This window comes from Bartonella sp. AA126HLJHH (assembly GCF_042197425.1).
Classification (GTDB): Bacteria; Pseudomonadota; Alphaproteobacteria; order Rhizobiales; family Rhizobiaceae; genus Bartonella.
The window spans coordinates 128587-149309 of record NZ_JBHIRU010000002.1; the positions used below are offsets into that span (position 1 = coordinate 128587).

General features: G+C 37.2%; 13 protein-coding genes and 1 pseudogene. 2 read left to right on the forward strand and 12 right to left on the reverse strand.

Features of this window, described 5'->3' with window-relative positions; genetic code table 11:
• Positions 1-176: 176 nt before the first annotated feature.
• The 3 genes and pseudogenes from ACFIQC_RS01785 to ACFIQC_RS01795 all read right to left on the reverse strand — a co-directional run.
• Complete coding sequence (locus ACFIQC_RS01785) at positions 177-386, reverse strand: cold-shock protein (RefSeq protein WP_012754908.1); 210 nt, start codon at positions 384-386, stop codon at positions 177-179.
• Between the two features lie 247 nt (positions 387-633).
• Positions 634-4119 carry a carbamoyl-phosphate synthase large subunit gene (carB, locus tag ACFIQC_RS01790; RefSeq protein WP_375706660.1) on the reverse strand — a complete coding sequence of 1162 codons (3486 nt, stop codon included), beginning with the start codon at positions 4117-4119 and terminating at the stop codon, positions 634-636.
• Between the two features lie 257 nt (positions 4120-4376).
• A pseudogene (locus tag ACFIQC_RS01795) lies at positions 4377-4475 on the reverse strand (integrase); the annotation flags it as partial.
• A gap of 455 nt (positions 4476-4930) precedes the next feature.
• Between ACFIQC_RS01795 and ACFIQC_RS01800 the strand changes: the two are divergent.
• Positions 4931-5455 (forward strand): methylated-DNA--[protein]-cysteine S-methyltransferase, encoded by a 525-nt coding sequence (locus ACFIQC_RS01800; protein WP_375620707.1) that lies wholly within the window; start codon positions 4931-4933, stop codon positions 5453-5455.
• Here the strand turns inward: ACFIQC_RS01800 and ACFIQC_RS01805 are convergent.
• The 9 genes from ACFIQC_RS01805 to thiC form a co-directional block, all read right to left on the reverse strand.
• Positions 5452-7773 (reverse strand): ATP-binding protein, encoded by a 2322-nt coding sequence (locus ACFIQC_RS01805; protein ID WP_375706661.1) that lies wholly within the window; start codon positions 7771-7773, stop codon positions 5452-5454. The two genes, ACFIQC_RS01800 and ACFIQC_RS01805, sit on opposite strands and share 4 nt — an antisense overlap.
• 285 nt (positions 7774-8058) lie before the next feature.
• Positions 8059-10686: an aminopeptidase N gene (gene pepN, locus ACFIQC_RS01810; protein WP_375706662.1), complete on the reverse strand. Its 2628-nt coding sequence runs from the start codon at positions 10684-10686 to the stop codon at positions 8059-8061.
• A gap of 73 nt (positions 10687-10759) precedes the next feature.
• A complete protein-coding gene (locus ACFIQC_RS01815) occupies positions 10760-11599 on the reverse strand; it encodes a uracil-DNA glycosylase family protein (protein WP_375674708.1) in 840 nt (279 codons plus the stop codon).
• Positions 11600-12046: 447 nt separating this feature from the next.
• Positions 12047-12805: a hydroxymethylpyrimidine/phosphomethylpyrimidine kinase gene (locus ACFIQC_RS01820; protein ID WP_375611294.1), complete on the reverse strand. Its 759-nt coding sequence runs from the start codon at positions 12803-12805 to the stop codon at positions 12047-12049.
• Entirely contained in the window at positions 12796-13401 is a 606-nt protein-coding gene (locus tag ACFIQC_RS01825) for a thiamine phosphate synthase (RefSeq protein WP_375611199.1), read from the reverse strand. Before ACFIQC_RS01825 ends, ACFIQC_RS01820 begins: the two co-directional genes overlap by 10 nt.
• Positions 13398-14171, reverse strand: coding sequence for a thiazole synthase (locus tag ACFIQC_RS01830; RefSeq protein WP_375629378.1), 774 nt, complete (start codon positions 14169-14171; stop codon positions 13398-13400). Before ACFIQC_RS01830 ends, ACFIQC_RS01825 begins: the two co-directional genes overlap by 4 nt.
• A gap of 4 nt (positions 14172-14175) precedes the next feature.
• Positions 14176-14373 (reverse strand): sulfur carrier protein ThiS, encoded by a 198-nt coding sequence (gene thiS, locus ACFIQC_RS01835; RefSeq protein WP_273791115.1) that lies wholly within the window; start codon positions 14371-14373, stop codon positions 14176-14178.
• Positions 14374-14376: 3 nt separating this feature from the next.
• Positions 14377-15327: an FAD-dependent oxidoreductase gene (locus ACFIQC_RS01840; RefSeq protein WP_375706663.1), complete on the reverse strand. Its 951-nt coding sequence runs from the start codon at positions 15325-15327 to the stop codon at positions 14377-14379.
• Entirely contained in the window at positions 15324-17159 is a 1836-nt protein-coding gene (gene thiC / locus ACFIQC_RS01845) for a phosphomethylpyrimidine synthase ThiC (protein ID WP_375706664.1), read from the reverse strand. The genes ACFIQC_RS01840 and thiC overlap by 4 nt, the downstream gene beginning before the upstream one ends.
• Before the next feature lie 1862 nt (positions 17160-19021).
• On the opposite strand from thiC, the gene ACFIQC_RS01850 reads away from it, so the two are divergent.
• On the forward strand, positions 19022-19996 hold the full coding sequence (locus tag ACFIQC_RS01850; protein ID WP_375706665.1) for a tail fiber protein: 975 nt from the start codon (positions 19022-19024) through the stop codon (positions 19994-19996).
• Positions 19997-20723: the final 727 nt, after the last annotated feature.

A 20723-nucleotide genomic window follows, 5' to 3' on the forward strand; every position in this document is an offset into this window, starting at 1 on the left:
TCTCTTCGTAGATTTTATGAAAGTTTTTGAGGAAGTATAAGAGAGGTTTGATAAATTGTGCAAAGGAGATAAGCAGTCTTTTATTTTAACAAGGTAAAATAATGCTTTATACAAAATAAAAAATCTTCGTCTTTACAGACGAAGATTTCTAAATAAAATATTGCAGAATTTAAACTTTAAAGTGCTGCAAGGTTACCAGCGGCAAATTTTCCTGAACGACGATCTTGAAGAACATCATAAGAGATTTTTTGCCCTTCATTAAGACTGTTTAGACCTGAACGCTCGACGGCAGAAATGTGTACAAATACATCTGCACTACCATCGCTAGGCTGAATGAATCCGAAACCTTTTGTTGTATTAAACCACTTAACTGTTCCTGTAGACATAGGAAACTCCTTAGAATATATAATTATATTGAGCATTGAAGCTTTCATTTCTTCAATACGGTTGTAGATCGAAATTAGGTGGGAGAAGTTTCGCCGAAAGTGCAGATTGCACAGGAAAGAAAGTCACGTAACCGAAAATTCGATGAAACCTCTATAAAAGTTTTTAGAACAAAAAGCAAGTCTTAATCAATTTTTATATAAAGAAAAAATAAGAAAACAGTGTACATTTTGCTAAGTGGAAAAAAATTCAACTAAAATAACTTTGTAGTGAACGTACCTCAAGGTGCCTTTTTTTGAGTGCTTTGATCGCTTCTACGACGGCTTCGGCTCCAGCTATTGTTGTATAATAGGGAACATTTTGCATGAGTGCTGCATAACGTAATGATTTTGAGTCTGAGATGGCACTGGCAGTGCTAGTTGTATTAAAAATTAATTGAATTTGGCGATTACGAATAGCGTCTTCAATATGGGGATGTCCCTCTAGAACTTTGTTGATTTTTTTTGCTTCAACGTGGTGTTCGGTGAGAAATTTTTGTGTTCCACTTGTGGCGACAACAGAAAAGCCAAGCTCAGTTAAACGTTTTACAGGATTTAAGATGCGTTTTTTATCTTCATCCCTTACAGAAACGAACAAAGTTCCCTCTTTAGGGAGTTTTACACCAGCTCCAAGTTGGGCTTTAGCAAAAGCAAGCGAAAATTCATAGTCAAGTCCCATAACTTCACCGGTTGAGCGCATTTCTGGACCAAGAAGTGTATCAACACCTGAAAAACGAGCAAAAGGAAATACTGCTTCCTTGACGGCAATATGTTGTTTTTTTTGCAAAGAAGGTAATCCACCATAAGCTTGAAGAGCATCATGAAGCGTTTCTCCTGCCATAATACGTGCAGCCATTTTAGCAATAGGGCGACCAATCGTTTTTGCAACAAATGGGACAGTACGTGAAGCACGGGGATTGACTTCTAAGACATAAATGGTGTCATCTTTTATAGCATATTGTACATTCATTAAGCCGCGAACATGAAGTGCTTGTGCTAATGCTTTGGTTTGGCGCTCTAATTCAGTAACTATTTTATTTGAGAGCGTATGGACTGGTAAAGAACATGCTGAATCACCAGAGTGGATACCAGCTTCTTCAATGTGTTCCATAATACCAACGATTAGTGTTTCTTTGCCATCACATAGACAATCGACGTCTACTTCAATTGCTTCTGTTAAATAGGTATCAAAGAGAAGCGGATTTTTACCAAGCAATATATTGATTTGTCCTGTTGTGTCGTTAGGATAACGGACTTTGATATCTTCTGAAATTAATTCGGGGACACTCTCAAGTAAATAATTTTGTAAGCTACGTTCATCACGGATAATTTGCATAGCACGTCCTCCTAAAACATAAGAGGGACGTACAACCAAGGGGAAGCCTAGTTCGTGGGCAATGAGGCGTGCTTGTTCAATGGAGTGGGCAATACCATTTTGAGGTTGTGTTAAATTAAGTTTAAATAACAGTTTTTGAAAGCGATCTCTATCTTCTGCTAAGTCGATAGCGTCAGGTGAAGTACCTAGGATGGGGATGTTGTGTTTTTCTAGAGCGCTTGCCAATTTCAAGGGTGTTTGTCCGCCAAATTGGACGATGACTCCAACCAAATCTCCTTTTTCCTGTTCTGCTTCTAAAATAGCGATAACGTCTTCTGTTGTTAAAGATTCAAAGTAAAGGCGATCAGAGGTATCATAGTCGGTTGAAACTGTTTCAGGATTACAGTTAATCATAATCGCTTCAAATCCTGCATCACGCAGTGCAAAAGCAGCGTGGCAGCAACAGTAATCAAATTCAATACCTTGCCCAATGCGGTTTGGTCCACCGCCTAAAATAGCAATTTTTTTGCGTTCAGAAACGTGTGCTTCCGAGTGCTCTACACCTGCAAAGGGAACTTCATATGTTGAATACATATAGGCTGTAGGAGAAGAAAATTCAGCGGCACAAGTATCAATCCGTTTGAAGACGTGTTTAACATTCAGTGATTTACGTAAAGCTGCGATATAATCGGGTTCTTTCCCTGTAAGGGAGGCTAATCGCGCATCTGAAAAGCCCATAGCTTTTAACATACGTAAATTATCTGCATCTTGGGGTAATCCATGAATGCGGATACGCTGCTCCATTTCAATGATGGAGGCTATTTGTTCTAAAAACCACGGATCAATTTTGCTAATTTGGTGAATCTCATTTAAGGGTAAGCCTGTGCGCATGGCTTGAGCAATATAGCGTAGACGATCAGGGCTTGGTATGGCAATGGCTGAGCGTATAGAACTTTTTTCATCACCTTCAGCATGCTCTGGAATCACAATTTCATCAAGACCCGTAAGCCCTATTTCAAGTCCACGGAGTGCTTTTTGTAACGATTCTTGAAAAGTGCGTCCAATTGCCATGACTTCTCCTACAGATTTCATCGCAGTTGTGAGGACGGGTGATGAACCGGGAAATTTTTCAAACGCAAAACGAGGAATTTTTGTCACAATATAGTCAATAGAAGGTTCAAATGATGCTGGTGTTGCACCACCCGTGATATCATTTTTTAATTCATCAAGAGTATAACCAACAGCCAGTTTAGCCGCTACTTTAGCAATGGGAAACCCCGTTGCTTTTGAGGCAAGCGCTGAAGAGCGAGAAACACGCGGATTCATTTCAATAACAATGAGGCGCCCATTTTCAGGATTGACAGCAAACTGTACATTGGATCCCCCCGTTTCAACACCAATTTCACGCAAAACAGCAATCGAGGCATTGCGCATACATTGATATTCTTTATCGGTTAAGGTGAGAGCAGGTGCTACAGTGATCGAATCACCGGTATGAATCCCCATCGGATCAATGTTTTCAATAGAACAAACGATGATACAATTGTCGTTCTTATCACGAACAACTTCCATCTCATATTCTTTCCACCCTAAAACACTTTCTTCAATTAATACTTCTGTTGTTGGTGAAGCTTCAAGCCCACGTTCAATAATTTCATAGAATTCAGAGCGGTTATAAGCGATTCCACCACCAGTTCCACCAAGGGTGAATGAAGGACGAATAATAGCTGGAAGCCCAACAACATCAAGAGCTTGAACTGCTTTTGCTGTTGCATGAGCGATATAATGTTGTTTGCGATCAGCTTCGGTATGTCGCCAGTTGCGCTCAAGTTCTTCGAGTGCTTTGTCAAGCGCAGCACCAGAAAGCTTTGCTTTAAGTTCAGCACACGTTTTTGCGTGTTGTTGGCGATTTTCTTCTTTCAGTTCTGTTGCATTGGCTAACATAGAGCGTGGCGTTTCCAAACCGATTTTTGCCATCGCTTGGCGGAATAAAGCACGATCTTCAGCTTTATCAATAGCATCAGCATTGGCTCCTATCATTTCAACATGATAGCGGTCTAAAATACCCATACGCTTTAATGATAAAGCAGTATTGAGGGCTGTTTGTCCTCCCATAGTGGGTAAAAGGGCATCGGGACGCTCGTGGGCAATAATTTTGGCAACTATTTCAGGAGTAATGGGCTCTATATAAGTTGCATCAGCTAGATCTGGATCTGTCATAATCGTGGCAGGATTAGAATTTACCAAAATAATTCGGTAACCTTCTTCTTTTAATGCTTTACAGGCTTGAGTGCCTGAATAATCAAATTCACATGCCTGACCAATGATAATAGGTCCTGCTCCGATGATAAGAATAGATTTTATATCTGTGCGTTTGGGCATGACTTTTTCCTATGACAAATATCTATGTGCGATTGTTGCGGGCAAAATATTTCAGTTCTGAGGCTACAATCATTTTATAAGTTAAGTGACAAAGAAAGTAAGCATTAAAATACCTTTTCCATGCTTTTTTTCATAAAATTGAAGATAAATTTCCTTTTTGAGTTGAGTCATCTCGTCAGTCTATCAAAAGTATGACCTTTGATAAAAAAATAATAACAGTGCTCTAACAAATTAGAATATTCAAGCATACGTGGAGCATAAAAAGCCGGAACATCTTTCCAATCCATTGCCGGTATATTTTGTGTTTTATGACATTTTTTGCCTAAGAGAGCACGCGCTTTTTCTATTGCTTGTAAAACATAAGCCATTATTTATGGTTCAATGGGATTTCGTAAAATGAAGTGGAAAGCTTATCGTGTTGTTCTGTAAAATACTGCCGTTTAGAGCTGTGATATAAGGTATGAAAATTTACCACATTAAGGTATTTTTTGTTAGTATATGATAAAATTCAGGACAAGATTTGTCTGTAGAGAGCTTATGAAATAAACTATATCAAATGGTTTCAGTTGGAATCTGTTAGATAAATAGCAAGATTGTTGATAAATCAGCTCTGGTCGAAGTTTCTGTTTTAGGGTAGGGAACGTCAATCTATAGATGTGTCCGTTTCATAAAAGGATGAGAGTGTATTTTAATACAATGGCTAAGGAGATCATTTCAGAATAATTTTATTTGTTTTTAAAAGAGAGTGAATACTCTCCTTTTACTTTATGGATGATGTTCAAGACTTATTTAAAATATAAAGAAGGCTAAAATGCTAAACATTTCCCAAACAAGAGTATTCTGTTTGAAAGATGTATCAATAGGGAAACTTTTGGTGGCTAGGTCTCAAAAAGGGATTTGTCATATAGCGTTAGGAGATACTATAGAGCAATTATTACAGGAGTTTACGATACGCTTTGGTGATGCACAACAAGTTGTAGGTGATAATACATTTAAGAGAGAAGTTGCCCATATTATAGCCATGATAGAAACACCTAAGCTGGTAAAAAAATATAATTTTCCCTTAGATATAAATGGTACAGTTTTTCAACGACAAGTATGGGCAGTATTATGTGATATACCATGTGGTGAAACAATTTCCTATGAGATCTTAGCGTGCCGTATTGGTATGCCGAAAGCTTTTCGTGCCGTTGCTAATGCCTGTGCACGTAACGAATTGGCTGTTATCATTCCTTGTCATCGTGTTGTGCGTAAAAATGGTTTTATTTCAGGGTATCGTTGGGGGGACAAACGGAAACAGATTTTACTACAACGAGAACAAAATGGAGAAATTTAACTTTGTGTGATGGGCATTATAATCGTTACAGTTGTTCCTTTCATTTCTTTTGAAGTAATTTCAAGTTTTCCTTTGTGGAGTTCTAGCAAGGAGCGTGAAATGGCTAATCCAAGACCTGAGCCCGTATGAGATTTAGTGAGCTGATTTTCGACTTGTTCAAAAGGTTGCCCAAGTTTTTTAATTGCTGATTGGGGAATACCAACGCCTGTATCTGTAATTTTAAAAATAAGGTTATTTTTTTTCTTGAAAGCGCAGACATCAATATTTCCGCCAGAAGGCGTAAATTTAACGGCATTAGAGATGAGATTAAGGAAAATCTGTTTCATTGCACGACCATCAACTTCAGCATGAAGTTCTGGGGTAATGTTTGTTGTAACAACAATATTTTTTTCTTGAGCTTGGGGCGTTAGTGTTCGTACTGCTTCACTAATGATGGGCTCAAGATCGGTATTTTTACAATCAAGCGTAAATCTTCCTGCTTCGATTTTTGACATATCAAGAATGTCATTGATAAGGGTTAGAAGATGGGTTCCTGAATTGTAAATATCATGCATATATTCCTTATAGCGTTGTGAGCCAAGAGGGCCAAAAGTTGATTGCAACATGATGTCTGAAAAACCAAGAATAGCATTCAGAGGCGTGCGCAATTCATGAGACATATTGGCTAAAAATTCTGATTTAGCCTTATTAGCACTTTCGGCGCGTTCTTTTTCTGCTTTCAAACTTTTATTAAGTTTTTCAACTTCTGTTGCGCGTTGTTGAGCACTCCCTCGTGCGCGCTTGAGTTCTTGAATGAAAGAAAAAAGACGCCTTTCACTGTCTTCAAATTTTTCCTGTTGTTGTTTAAGCTCAGAAATGTCAGTACCAATACAAACCAATCCTCCATCTTGGGTTCGTCGTTCGTTAATTTTGAGCCAACAACCATCTGCCGTTTGGCGAATACTGGTTAAGTTACCAGTACCATCATCTTTAAGGGGATATTCACTGAGTGCAGGGCGTGCCATGGCTTCGACTGTTGCACGTTGGATACCTGATTGGAGAATTTGTTTAGGAATAGCGGCATATTCGCAAAATTTGCTGTTGGACATGACTAAACGTCCTTCAGCATCCCACAAGACGAAAGATTCTGAAATGTTTTCAATCGCATCACGGATACGAAGGTCGGCTTGCGCCGTTTGTTCAGCCAATTGTTGCTGTTCACTAATATCGAAGGAAATACCAACCAAATGGGGGTCTTCTTCTTCAGTCACTTCGGCACGAATGCGCATCCATACATAATGACCATCAGCATGACGCATAGGAACGTTAATATCGATATGCTTTTTTTTACCGCTCATTAATTCCTGAGCAAGGTCAAAAAAATTCGCATCATTTGGATTGATAATGGCGCTAATTTGGGAAATTGAGAGCAATGCATCTTGAGGGACATAGCCGAGCATTTCGTACATTGCTCGTGACCAGTAGACGCGTCCACTTGCCATATTCCAATCCCATAGTCCACAGCGTCCACGCATCATTGCCATATCAATACGGTTTTGAATTTTTTCTGAAACAAGATCTGTTTTGCGTGCTCGTACAATTTGGTTATAATAAGCATAAAGAAGAGCGAGGATAACGCCACTAGTTCCAATGAACATGGTTATATTTAACGAGAGAGCTTTCCGCCATTCCATGTAAATATGTTGCATTTTTTCACTGATGAATACCCCATATTGTCCATTTTCTGTTTGCTGAAAGGAAGCAAGAGCAGGAATATCTTTTCCTATTGTAATTTTCATGATTCCAGCATGTTTTCCTAGAGCTTGTAAAGTAATGCTTTCAGAGGTAAAATCCTGTAAGGGTTTTCCTAAGACAATCTCGGAACTTGATGAAGCTAGGACATTGCCTTTTTGATCGACAATAGCAATAACAGCGCTGGTTTTTATAAAACCTTTGTTACGAAAATTGGTCAGGATATTTTGTAAATGATTATGAGAAAGAGCAGCAGCTTTTCCTTGTCGAGTGGCGGCAAGTAAGTCACGGTCGATTATATTGGTAATATGAGAAGCTAAGAGAGCGATGGTAGAATGCGTGTTTTTATCAATTGTGTTGCGCCAATCATAGATTGATAAGGAACGGATTGCTGCTAGTATAACAAGAAATGCAAGAATTACAAATGGGAGTGAACGTCGCAGCCAAGGTTCAATAAAAAGAAGTTTTTTATAGGCAGAACCAGAAAACAGATTGGTACGCTCTGTCCGCTCCTTGCGACTTTGAGCGCTTGATTTTGAATCAGCATACACCTCCCTTGGCGCATTATATGCGTCCAATTTAGCCATCTCGCGTTCCTTTAATTCTGGAATAATGTGATTTAAAAACTGCTTCGATATTCATAGTAACCCCATCGAGTGCAATGAATCAAAACAGGAGTCTTCTGTCCAGTCTTTTTTTAAAAAAAATAATTTTACTTTTATGATTTTGGAATATGAAAAGAAAAAAGTACTTTAAACGTGATCTATAAACAGGCTTAGATTGCCTGTTTATAGATTTAATGATGATCGAATAGTTTATAGAATTTATTTTAAAAAATATCATAGCATATTGATTTAAAATAATTTTTTGTTTCAAGTAAGCAGACGGTTGATGATATCAGCAACATCGCTTGATAATTTTGGCGCAGCAGCAATCATTTTTAATTCAGTTTCAAGTTTTTGTTGTCGAATAGGTTCTAATTGTCGCCAAGAGCGCATCATTGTTAATAATCGTGAAGCAAGCTGTGGATTTTTTTTGTCAATTTCCAAAATGACTTGGCAAAGAAAATGATAAGATGCCCCATCCATCCTGTTAAAGCCCGTGAGATTGTTAGAGGCAAAAACACCGATTAGAGAACGTACACGATTAGGATTATCTTGTGAAAACAGCGGATGTTGCATGAGCTTTTGAACATTCTCGAGTGTTGATGTGCCAGCAACCATTGCTTGAATAGAAAACCATTTATCCATAACCAAAGGGTCATGTCGATAGCGGTTTTCAAAATCATTTAAGGCATTTTGTGCCTGCTCACTTTCATTAAAACGCTTCACGAGAACAGCGATACTGGCCATACGGTCAGTCATATTATCAGCTGTTGCATATTGTATAGCAGCTCGATTTGGATTGGCTTCAGCAATGGAAAGGTAATCCAGTATGATATTCTTTAATGCTCGCTTTCCGGCTTGTACAGTGTCTGGTGAATAGGGTTCTTGGGTTTGCATTTGTTCATAAAATTTTGTTAAGAGTGTTTGATGTGTTTGTGCAAGTGAAGCGAGAAACTGATTGCGCACGTAATGAATACGATCTGGATCAATATTTTTACCGATTGTATGAGCAAGCTCAACTTCACTAGGTAAATTTAAACAGAAGGCACGAAATTCAGGCTCTAAGGTTTCATCTGTTATGATTGTTTCAATCAGCTTTAGCAAAGCAGAAGGGAGAGTTGCTTTTTCTTGTGTTTTATCTTGAATGCTTTGAAGCAAAGCTTGCGTCATTAAATGATTAAGAGATTGCCAGCGATTAAGGTGATTGTCATCATGTTGTGCAAGAAAAATAAGTTCATTTTCATTAAATGGCGTGTGTAGAATAATTGGTGCTGAGAAGTCTCGCAGCAGTGATAAAACGGGTTTTTCACGCAGTCCTTTTAATGTAAACGTTTGGCTTTCCTTGGATAAAAGCATAACATCTGATTGAATATCTGTATCCGCTTCATAGGTGAGGTTTTCTCCGTTAGGTCCTAACAAGCCAAATACGATAGGGATAAGCATAGGCTTTTTTGTATTTTGTTGTGGGGTTGCGGGAATATGTTGCTTTGCATGAATTGTTAAAACACCATCGCTATAATGACTATCGATTTCTACATTGGGTGTTCCTGCCTGTTCATACCATAGCATGAATTGGGAGAAGTCTTGACCAGACACTTTAGCAAAACAGGTAATAAAATCTTCAATTGTACAAGCTTGTCCATCATGACGTTGAAAATAAAGATCAGTGCCTTTACGAAAAAGAGTAGGACCTAAAATAGTCCGTATCATGCGAACAACTTCAGCACCTTTTTCATAAACAGTTGTTGTGTAAAAATTATTAATTTGGCTATATTGACGAGGACGCACAGGATGCGCAAGAGGTCCTGCATCTTCTGCAAATTGCGTCGCTTTTAATGCTTTTACATTTTCAATTCGCTGTAGGCTGCGTACATTTTGATCTGATGAAAATTCCTGATCACGATAAACAGTGAATCCTTCTTTTAAACAGAGTTGAAACCAATCGCGACAGGTAACACGATTACCGCTCCAATTATGGAAATATTCATGTGCAATGACACGTTCAACATTTCTATAATCCTGATCGGTTGCTGTTTCAGGATCGACAAGAACATATTTATCATTAAAAACGTTAAGGCCTTTGTTTTCCATTGCTCCCATATTAAAGTCGGAAACAGCAACAATATTGAAAACATCAAGATCATATTCGCGCCCAAAACATTGTTCATCCCAATGCATGGAACGTTTAAGAGCATCCATTGCATAGGTTGCGCGTTCGGTTTTTCCTTTTTCTACATAGATACCAAGCTCAATACGTCGTCCAGATACAGTTGTAAAATGGTCTTCTAACTTATCAAGATCTCCACCTACTAAAGCAAAGAGATAAGATGGTTTGGGATAAGGATCTTCCCAAATGGCAAAATGGCGATTATTTTCTAAAGTTCCTGTTTCCACCAGATTACCATTTGAAAGCAAGATTGGGATTGTTTGGGTATCTGCTTCAATTTTCACTCTATATGTAGAAAGAACATCTGGGCGGTCGTAAAAATAAGTAATACGACGAAAACCTTCCGATTCGCATTGTGAGCAATAAACACCATTTGAAAGATAAAGCCCCATAAGTTGGCGGTTGCTTTCAGGATTCAGTTCCGTAACCAATTTCAATGTAAAAGGAACCGTTGGTGGCGTTGTAATTTCTAAACGTGAAGGCGTCACTTTATAAGTGTTTGGGGCTAATATCTCATCATTAATAGAAACGGAAATTAAAGTAAGATCATCACCAGAAAGAACAAGAGGTGTTAATTCTTTTGTATCGTGACGAGGCTCAATAGACAATATGGCTATAACATAGGTTTTTGTCGGTGCTAATTGGAAAGAAAGTTGTGTTTTAGGGATAACGTAAGGGGTTGGTTGGTAGTCTTCCAAACGATAAATAGATGTTATTGGCTGTTTCATAGTTTTTTCCCATTTGTATTTTAAGAGTTAAAGAAGGGTGTGTTAATTTTAGAAGCAATATAGGATTAAAGAATTACAAAAGGCTGTCGAGGCGATTTTTTACTTCTAAGAAGTCTATCCATGTAAGCTTCTTTTGACTAGGGGTTCTAAGAAGGTAAGCTGGGTGGAAAGTTGGCATAACAGGTATTTTTATATTATCCTCGCTTTCATAGATATGCCATTTCCCTCTTGTTCGGATAATCCCATTTTGAGATCCAGTAAGAAACTGTGCAGCAACGCCTCCTAGTGCTATAAGAACACGAGGACGCGCTAAATAAATGTGTCGTTCAATAAAAGGGCGGCACAAGGCAACTTCTCTTGGTGTTGGTGTACGATTTCCTGGCGGACGCCAAGGAATAGTGTTGGCAATGTAAACATTATTTCTTGTTAAGCCAATTGATGCGAGGATTTTATTAAGCAACATCCCAGCTTTTCCCACAAAAGGAATTCCTTGTATATCCTCGTCTCGTCCTGGTGCTTCGCCTATAAGCATCAGGGGGCTTCCTGCTGTTCCATCTGAAAAACAGGTATTTTTTGCTGTCAATTTTAATGAACAGCCATTAAATGCAAGGAGAGCAGATTTTAATTCATCAAGTGTCTTTGCATTTTTTGCACTCTCTATAGCTGTGGATTCATTTTGTATAGTCCTAGAGTTATGCAGCTGATGATGATCTAATTTTACGGTTGGAGATGTTTTGGGAGATGCTTGTTGATTATGAGAAATGTTCACGACAGATATTAATTTTCTCTCTGAACAAGCAGACTGCTTAAAACGATCAATAGGAAAATCTGTCAGAACGGCATCCGCACCACTTTCTTTATAAAAGTTTAAGAGTTCTTCATAGGAAATTGAGCACGGCGTTTGATTTAACATTTTATTTTTTCTAATGATCTAGCGATTATAGATCAAACAAAATTATCCTTCAAGTTTTATTAAATGTATTCGCTAGCCATTAATGTATAAGAACGTTGATAGGATTCTCTCTTTTCACAAAAAAGGCAAATCGTAAAATGCGAATGTTCGCGATTATGTGCATCTTTAAATGTATAATTTGTTTAAATTGCGTTATTTCAACTTTTTAAACAGAATAAACTCACTCATACCAAAAGAATTTTTTACTAAATGCAAGTGGTGTTATAATATTTTTATCATTATATTCTATATTTAATACTTAATTAAAGTGAATTTTGTAGTATTTTATTTATAAAATTAATTATAAATTTCATATTATTATATTTTTTAATAACTTTTATTAAAAAATATTAAATATATTAATTTAAATATATAAATATTACTTTTATATGAGAAAATACTAAGACGTTATAAACTATTTTTACAATGGGTTAAAAGCAATGTGTGGATATATGCTTTTGCTTTTTTTACAGCTGAAATGAGAGGTTCATTTAATGCTAAATGCGCTGCAATAGCGCTTGAGAGAATGCAACCTGTTCCTCGCATTGTTCCTTTTAAACGTGGAGTAGAGATATTTATGACTTCAGTTTTGTCAATGAAGCTATCAATTGCAAGAGGCCCCTCTGCATGTCCCCCTTTTACTAAAATAGAGCGAGCTCCCAATGACAAAAGTTTTTTTGCTTGTTGTATTGCTTGCTTATCATGAGATGCCAATGGACTTTTGCTAAGAAGAGCGAGTTCTTCTCTATTCGGTGTTAAAAGATCAACATGAGGAAGCAGTTTATCGATCATCGTGTCGATGATTGTTTCCGTTATTAGTTTTCCTCCTGATGAAGCGACAAGTACAGGGTCCAAAATAACTGGAACATGGGGATAGTCTTTGAGTACGTTACAGATTGCTGCTATAATTGCTTTTGTCCCCGTCATACCGATTTTTATTGCGCTTATTGGATTTGCTTCTAGGGCAGCACGCATTTGCGCAGCGACGAGGTCTCCACGCATTGGAATGATTTCGACAACGCGATTATCATCTTGTACGTTAACACAAGTAATTGCTAAATTTGCTTTTATTTGAAAATGTGCAGAGGTTTCTATATCACGAACAATACCAGCACCTCCTGTTGGATCAGTGCCCGCAACAATAAGAATAGAAGGTATCAACGCCATGTTTGTGTTACTTTTATCCACTGCTGTACACGCTCTTCTGGTTTTTTATGGAGGATAATATCAGTCACAACAGCAGCACTATTTGCTCCTGCTTTTAAAACACCCACTGCGCGTTCTGGTGTTAAACCACCAATACCCACCAAAGGTAAAGCACCAATCCGCTTTCTCCATTGTTTGATTTTTTCTAGTCCTTGCGGCATCCATTTCATTTTTTTTAAGATTGTCGGATAAATAGGACCAAGTGCAATATACTCAGGATTAGCAGAGAGTGCGATATCCAATTCATGTTCATCATGTGTACTAAGACCAACTTTTATACCACTTTTACGAATTGCGTGAAGATCAGCATTGCTTAGGTCTTCTTGTCCCAGATGAATAAAATTACACTTTTCATCAATTGCTATTTCCCAATGATCATTAATAATTAATTGTGCTCCCAATTTATTGCATATGTTTTTTGCACGCTTAATATGTTGACGGATTATTTGTTGATTTTCATGTTTCATACGCAATTGTACGAGCTTGATACCAAGAGGAAGCAAACGTTCAATCCAATCAGCGTTATCAACGATGAGGTAAAATGGATCCAGTTTCATGAAAATACCGCTTTTCCAATGATTGGTGTTGAAGGGACTGCTACATTGCGTGCTTCGATCATGCCAGCTTTATATCCCATACGTCCTGCTTGAACAGCTTTAGAAAATGCTTCAGCCATTAAGACAGGATCACCTGCTTTAGCAACTGCGGTATTAAGCAGTACTGCATCATAACCGAGTTCCATCGCAATGGCGGCATGTGATGGGCGTCCAATGCCGGCATCAATAACAAGAGTAGCATCAGGAAGGTAAGCACGGATAGAACGCAATCCATCAGTATTATGAGGTCCTTTGGCAGAACCAATAGGAGCACACCAAGGCATAATAACACGGCAACCAATGTCAAAAAGTTTTTCAGCAACAATGAGATCATCCGTTGTATAGGCAAAAATTTTGAAACCTTCATTGTTTAAAATTTGAGCAGCTTCGATTAAGGAAAAAATATTTGGCTGTAAGGTATCTGAATTACCGATAATTTCGAGTTTAATCCAAGCCGTTTTAAAAAGATCTCTTGCTAATTGGGCTGTGGTTACGGCCTCTTTAACAGTATAACAACCAGCAGTATTAGGAAGTACTGTTACCCCAAGTTCTTGAAGAAATTTCCAAAATTGTCCACCTTGTTTTCCACCTGCAGTTTCACGGCGCAAGGAAACAGTTACAATTTCCGTATTCGATTTATGAATAGCATCACGAAGGATTGCTGGTGAAGGATATTGCGCTGTACCTAATAGAAGACGGGAAGAGAATTGTCGTCCATAAAGATTCAGCATAATTTTAGCCTCCTTGCATTGGGCTTAAAATTTCAATTTTATCTCCTTCATGCAAGACAAATTGGCTTCGTGCATCTATGGGAACAACTTCAGCGTTAACAGCAGTTGCAAGCCAATTTCCTTCATATCCCAATTCTTCAAGCAAGAGACCGAGAGTCATAACTTCTGTTTGGACTGTTTCACCATTAACAAATATTTGCATGTTTTATTCCAATGCCAATTCCATTGCTCGTTTTGCCATTTCTGGAGACAACAGAAAACCATGTCTATAAAATCCATTAATAGAAATAAAGTTACCATCTTTATGCACAGAAGGGAAGTTATTAGGATAACATGGACGAACACCAACGCCAGATTCAATAATTTCTGCTTCAGCAAAAGCAGGATGTAAAGTATAAGCCGCGTTGAGCAGTTCCATCATTGATCTTACAGAGATTGCACCATCAAAGTCACTTTCAATCATCGTTGCACCAATCATAAAAATATTATCTTGTCGAGGTACAATGTAAAGAGGAAACCGTGGGTGAAGAAGACGAATTGGACGCGAAATTTTAATATCGGTGCAGCGCACGAGAAGCATTTCACCGCGTACGCCCCGTATATTTTTATCTTTTCCTAAACGTGCTATTCCTGTCGCATCAATAACAATATCAAATTTTTTTTCAGTCTTCTCTACATCAACAAAACAGGCTCCATTGTTGAGAAGCTTTTCTTTTAAAGCCATAAGTGCTTTGCGAGGATCAATATGGGCTTCATTTTCATAAAAGAGTGCACAGTTAAAACGTTCAGCAAGATCTGGTTCAAGATGAGCTATTTCTGTATTATCTACGGTTTTGTGATTATGCGTACGTACAGAAAATCGTTCAAGTTCTCCTCTATCTCGTGTAGGTGCAACCACTAAAGTGCCTTTTTGTATGACAAGGTTGGGGAGCGTTTTACGCCACCATTGTATAGCTTGTACACCAAGATCTTCAACAATTTGTTCTGCACTTTCCCTTTCACAGTAAGGTGCGAGCATTCCTCCTGCATACCAACTAGCACTTCCTATAGGTGAATGAGGGGGGGCTGATACAGTAACAGAAGCACCTTTTTGCTGTAACATAAAGGCAGCTGTTAAGCCGCCTACACCTGCACCTTTGATAAGAATGTTCTTCAACTATTTACTTTCTTTTTTTGAGGAGGAACAATTTCCATATAAAGGTCACCATTTTTCTGATATTTTTCGGCCATGGCGATCATACCTTCCCCTTTTGTTTTTCTTATTGCAGCTGCCTCACGAATATCATGGGAAATACGCATAGAACAGAATTTTGGTCCACACATGGAACAAAAATGCACTAATTTATGGGCTTCTTTAGGCATTGTCTCATCGTGAAAGGCACAGGCTGTTTCTGGATCAAGAGAAAGGTTAAATTGATCATGCCATCTAAAATCAAATCGTGCACGCGAAAGAGCATTATCGCGCAATTGTGCTCTAGGTAAACCTTTAGCAAGGTCAGCGGCATGAGCAGCAATTTTATAAGTGATCACACCAGTTTTTACGTCATTCCTATCGGGGAGTCCTAGGTGTTCTTTAGGTGTTACATAACACAACATAGCAGTTCCAAACCATCCAATCATAGCGGCACCAATTGCTGATGTAATATGGTCATAACCAGGAGCAATATCCGTTGTAAGAGGTCCCAAAGTATAAAAAGGCGCCTCATGACAAAGATCTAATTGTTGCTCCATATTTTCTTTAATTTTGTGCATTGGGACATGTCCTGGTCCTTCAATCATAACCTGTACATCCTTTTTCCAAGCAATTTTTGTCAATTCTCCCAAGGTTTTAAGCTCTGCAAATTGGGCTTCATCATTGGCATCGGCAATAGAGCCAGGGCGTAATCCATCCCCCAATGAAAGAGAGATGTCATACGTGCGTGCAATATCACAAATTTCATCAAAATGTTCATAGAGAAAGCTTTCTTTGTGATGATGGAGACACCATTTTGCCATAATAGAACCGCCTCGTGAAACAATACCTGTTACACGATCAATGGTCATAGGAATAAATGGTAATCTTAATCCTGCGTGAATGGTAAAATAATCAACACCTTGCTCTGCTTGCTCAATAAGGGTATCACGGAAAATATCCCATGTTAAGTTTTCGGCAATACCCTGTACTTTTTCGAGTGCTTGATACAGAGGAACAGTCCCGATGGGCACAGGAGAATTTCGAATAATCCATTCACGAATATTATGAATATTTCGACCTGTTGAGAGATCCATAACTGTATCTGCTCCCCAGCGAATGGCCCAAACCATTTTATCAACTTCTTCTTCCATAGATGACGTTACTGCTGAATTGCCAATATTGGCATTAATTTTAACACGAAAATTACGCCCAATAATCATGGGTTCGCATTCTGGATGATTAATGTTTTGTGGAATAATGGCGCGTCCACAAGCAATTTCATTGCGAACAAATTCCGCAGTATAAATTTCTGGTATTGATCCAGCAAATGTTTCATTTGATGGTACATTCTGCCGTTCTTTTACTACTAATCCTTCATTTTCTCGTATAGCCACATATTCCATTTCTTCGGTAATAATGCCTGCGCGTGCGTAAGCCATTTGTGTAATTGCTTTGCCATTTTTTGCTCGTAAAATAGAACGTTTTTGCTTAAAGGCTGGTGTAAGGTTTTTATCAGAAGTCAATCCATTATCTTCAGGTTTAACTAATCGTGCAGGATAAGTTTCAGTATCATCCCGCTTAGAGAGCCAAGGCGAGCTAATTGCCGGCAAGCCTTTTGTAATATCAATGATCATATCTTTATCTGTGTAGGGGCCAGAAGTATCGTAGACGTTTAAAGGTTTTTTACCACTGCCATCAGTCAGTGAAATTTCACGCAATGGTACGCGCACATCAGAAAAGAGAAGGCTCTGTTGATAAATTTTGCGTGAAGCGGGAAAGGGGCTACAACTGATTGATGGAGTATTTTTCTGCACAAACTTTTTCCTTATAGACACGGAGTTTAAAAATAGGTTGCGATGTTAATGGAGTTACGATGTTAATGGAGATGTATTCAAATTATCAATCACGAGCATTCAGATGAATAGGGATAGTATTGCTTTGTAGCAAAGAAAACCCAATACAGCTCAAGAAAAGTTATTTTGAAAAACTGATACAATATCTATTCTAATATTTGCATGCCTCCTCCCACTTGAAGTATTTTTGTTAATACGAATATGGTTGGCTTAAATATCTATATTGTCAATCATAAAAATATATTTTAAACGATTTTGGTGTGTTTTTAAGAGTGAAAATAGATATTATGAAGTGATAAACTATGATATTGAAGCTTTTATAAACCAGAATAAAGTTAAAAACGGATTATCAGGGAAAAGTAGATAGTTTATGGCTTTGATTGAGATTTTTTTCATATTAAAATAATAACTCAGAATACCATAAGATCCTCTCATCATATATCTTTTCGTATAAAAACACTTCCTTGCACGTCATAAGTGGGAGCGTATGGGGCAAAGCACTTGAAGAAAGGAAGCCAAATGTCATTTAATGAACATTCTAAGAGTGAGGCTGTCAAAACGTGGGAGCCAACAAAATGTATGATGGATTCCACTTGTATCTTCAAAAGCTTAAAGCTGATGATCTATAATGGCTTGCTATTGTATCATTGACGTGCGCTGTCGTAAAATGAAAGGAGTATATTTTGAGCAATATTTCTTAAAAAGTGCGTAATATGCAATATCATTATATTTTGTTTGGGGCATTCTATTCTTCATGAGGGGGATGTTCGCATTAAGAATGCGATAAATAAAAGCGAGAAACAATACCTAATCTTTATTATAAAAATAATATTGCCTTGAATTAAGAAGAACACCAATAATTGCAAGATGTTGTTTAGAATGATTTATTGTTCTTGCAAAAAAAATATACATATAATAATATATAGAGGGGGATGTGCTAAGTGTGGGAGGGGGAAAGTTGGTTATGGGGCGTTTCATAAACAAGGATATTGTTCATAAAAATTGGGGGAGGGGCTGGGTTATGCTTTTTAATTTTTTCCGGATCGGATACAACCTTCAAATTTTGTGAAGGTGTGTGATATTTAATATTTCAAAGTATTTTATTTCCAGTTTAATGAAAGTGTGGAGCAAATGTCCATATTGAATATATTCTCTGTGATACATTTAGATTGAACAAAAGCTTATTCAAAAAAACATTGGTGCTAATCTTGTGACACAATTTCAGAAATCAATTGAATAAAATAGAACAAAGTATCTGCATGTGAATAAAAACATAATGAAGCATGCAAAAAATTTGAAGCTAATTTTTAAAGTTTTAATACAAATGATAGCCAAAAGATAGAATTTCTTTGTTTAAAATATATGGTATAAAATATCGACGAGATAGATTTAAACTATTGAAAAAAAATAAAAAAAGATAATGTTTAAGTCAGAAACTTTCTATGTGGATGATAAGTTATTACATTCAGTAATGGTTATATGAAATCCATAATAAGAAAAATTTTGGAAGTATTTATAAATTTTGCAACAAGATGCAAGATTGAAAAAATAATTATATAACAACAGCAAAGCAACAAAACAAGATATTAAGTAACATCAGATGAGGTGGTTACATTATACATTAGAAGAGAAAGCATTAATACTAATGTTATGAAAAGCGTCTGGTGAATTTAGGTTATAAAATTGGAAGGAGTGAAGAGAGATAAAATGCGTAAATAAGGATGGTGCAGTGGTTATGATGTACCAATAAACAGCGACAGCACATTTTAGTGCACAGAACGAGAAGTTATTAGAAAAACTATGAAAATAATGGGGGATTTAAAATGTCTAATATCTATGATTGGTCTCTAAAGGCTGATGAAAATGCTTATTCAGATAGTATCATTAATTGGGCAGAAGGACAGCCGCCTAGTTCTGTTAATGATAGTGCAAGGGCGATGATGCAGCGCGTGCGCGAATATCTTGCAGATAATGGTGGATCTATTAATTCAAGCTTTATAGTAAATTTGGAAGATAAAACAACATTAATTACCTTAAAGACAGTTTCGCCTATAAAGAAATACAACAATGATATCGTCATACGTTTTAAAGCTTGTGGTGTAAATATTGGCGTGACAACAATAACTGTTAATAATATAGGAGAAAAGCTTATCTATAAAGCCACTGATACGGGGATTATACCATTAGAAGGTGGAGAATTTCAAACAGATGGCATTTATGAAATGGTATACAATAATGGTGTTTTAATAAAAGAGCATGAGGGTTGGTATTTATTAAACCCTACACCACCAAAGATAGAAAGTTTCCCCTCTGGATTCATTGCAACATTTGCTATGCAAAATGTGCCAAATGGTTGGCTTTTATGTGATGGTAAGGCCTATAAGCGTGAAGATTATCCGCAGTTATTCGAGGCAATAGGTGATAAATGGGGAAAAGACAGCAATAAAACTTTTAAAGTTCCCGATTTTAGAGGCATGTTTTTACGCGGCTTTGATAATGGTCGGGGTTTAGATGGTGGTAGAAAGTTTGCAGATGAACAACAAGATAGCATAAAATCACATACACATATTGGGAGTATTGAAAACGCAGGCGAGCATGCGCATAATTTTGAGTATCAAGGGGTAGGATGGCCCGTTGGTGATATTGGGAGACTCCCGAATCATTATACTTATAATGCAACCCTGAAAGGGAGAACAGCTTCTGCTGGTGCACATACACACAAGGTAACTCTTTCCCATACGGGTGAGGCAGAAACGCGCCCTGTTAATACAACCGTTGTCTATGCTATAAAATCATGAGTATGTTTAAGTAATAATAATCTATACACCTTGATAATTTTGTTAACGCGGAGCAATTCCGCGTTATTTTCTATGCATATGAAAAGGAAATCTATATTGTTAATAGAATACTTGAGAGAGTCAAAAAACAATTTTAAAATGATTGAAAGAAAGAGCTAAGGATATAATTTATTATAAAAAAAGAAAATCATAACTTTTTTATAATTGTATGATAACATAGGGAAAATGTGTAAAAATCATTTAAACTGTGCCGTGAAGAGATCTGGAGATATATTTTTTCATAAGGTGTTTTGATAGGGGAAGGTAATAAAATTATTCAACCTGAGGCATAAAAAAGTACAATATTTTTAGCGTTTTTTTTGTGCAAAAATAGCATACCCCTGTATGAGTTAATTCATCTTATAAAGATATTTCTCACCTTGTTGTCAATTTCATTTCTTTGCATTGCCATGGTAGGAGGCTTTATCTGTAAATGATAGTTCCCCTTTGAGTGGAATCATCATTATGCTTATGAAGCAGAAGACAAACGCTATTTCTATACTCTCTCCTCATCCCTATATTCCGCATTGTTTTTGCATTAGGGGGCTTACAAAAAGCGTTATTGAGTTTATTTTAAAGTTTTTATTCAATAGGTTAATTCTTTGTGATATGCCAATAAACAATTTTTTAATAGAGAGAGAAAAGTAAAAATATCATTGTAAATCAATATTTATTTATACAAATAAGC

Excerpts from the sequence above, each read along its gene's own strand:
- thiS (WP_273791115.1), bottom strand. The coding sequence starts at position 14,373 with ATGCAAATATTTGTTAATGGTGAAACAGTCCAAACAGAAGTTATGACT.
- ACFIQC_RS01805 (WP_375706661.1), bottom strand. The coding sequence starts at position 7,773 with ATGGCTAAATTGGACGCATATAATGCGCCAAGGGAGGTGTATGCTGAT.
- carB (WP_375706660.1), bottom strand. The coding sequence starts at position 4,119 with ATGCCCAAACGCACAGATATAAAATCTATTCTTATCATCGGAGCAGGA.
- ACFIQC_RS01850 (WP_375706665.1), top strand. The coding sequence starts at position 19,022 with ATGTCTAATATCTATGATTGGTCTCTAAAGGCTGATGAAAATGCTTAT.
- ACFIQC_RS01785 (WP_012754908.1), bottom strand. The coding sequence starts at position 386 with ATGTCTACAGGAACAGTTAAGTGGTTTAATACAACAAAAGGTTTCGGA.
- ACFIQC_RS01815 (WP_375674708.1), bottom strand. The coding sequence starts at position 11,599 with ATGTTAAATCAAACGCCGTGCTCAATTTCCTATGAAGAACTCTTAAAC.
- pepN (WP_375706662.1), bottom strand. The coding sequence starts at position 10,686 with ATGAAACAGCCAATAACATCTATTTATCGTTTGGAAGACTACCAACCA.
- ACFIQC_RS01820 (WP_375611294.1), bottom strand. The coding sequence starts at position 12,805 with ATGGCGTTGATACCTTCTATTCTTATTGTTGCGGGCACTGATCCAACA.
- ACFIQC_RS01800 (WP_375620707.1), top strand. The coding sequence starts at position 4,931 with ATGCTAAACATTTCCCAAACAAGAGTATTCTGTTTGAAAGATGTATCA.
- ACFIQC_RS01830 (WP_375629378.1), bottom strand. The coding sequence starts at position 14,171 with ATGCTGAATCTTTATGGACGACAATTCTCTTCCCGTCTTCTATTAGGT.
- ACFIQC_RS01825 (WP_375611199.1), bottom strand. The coding sequence starts at position 13,401 with ATGAAACTGGATCCATTTTACCTCATCGTTGATAACGCTGATTGGATT.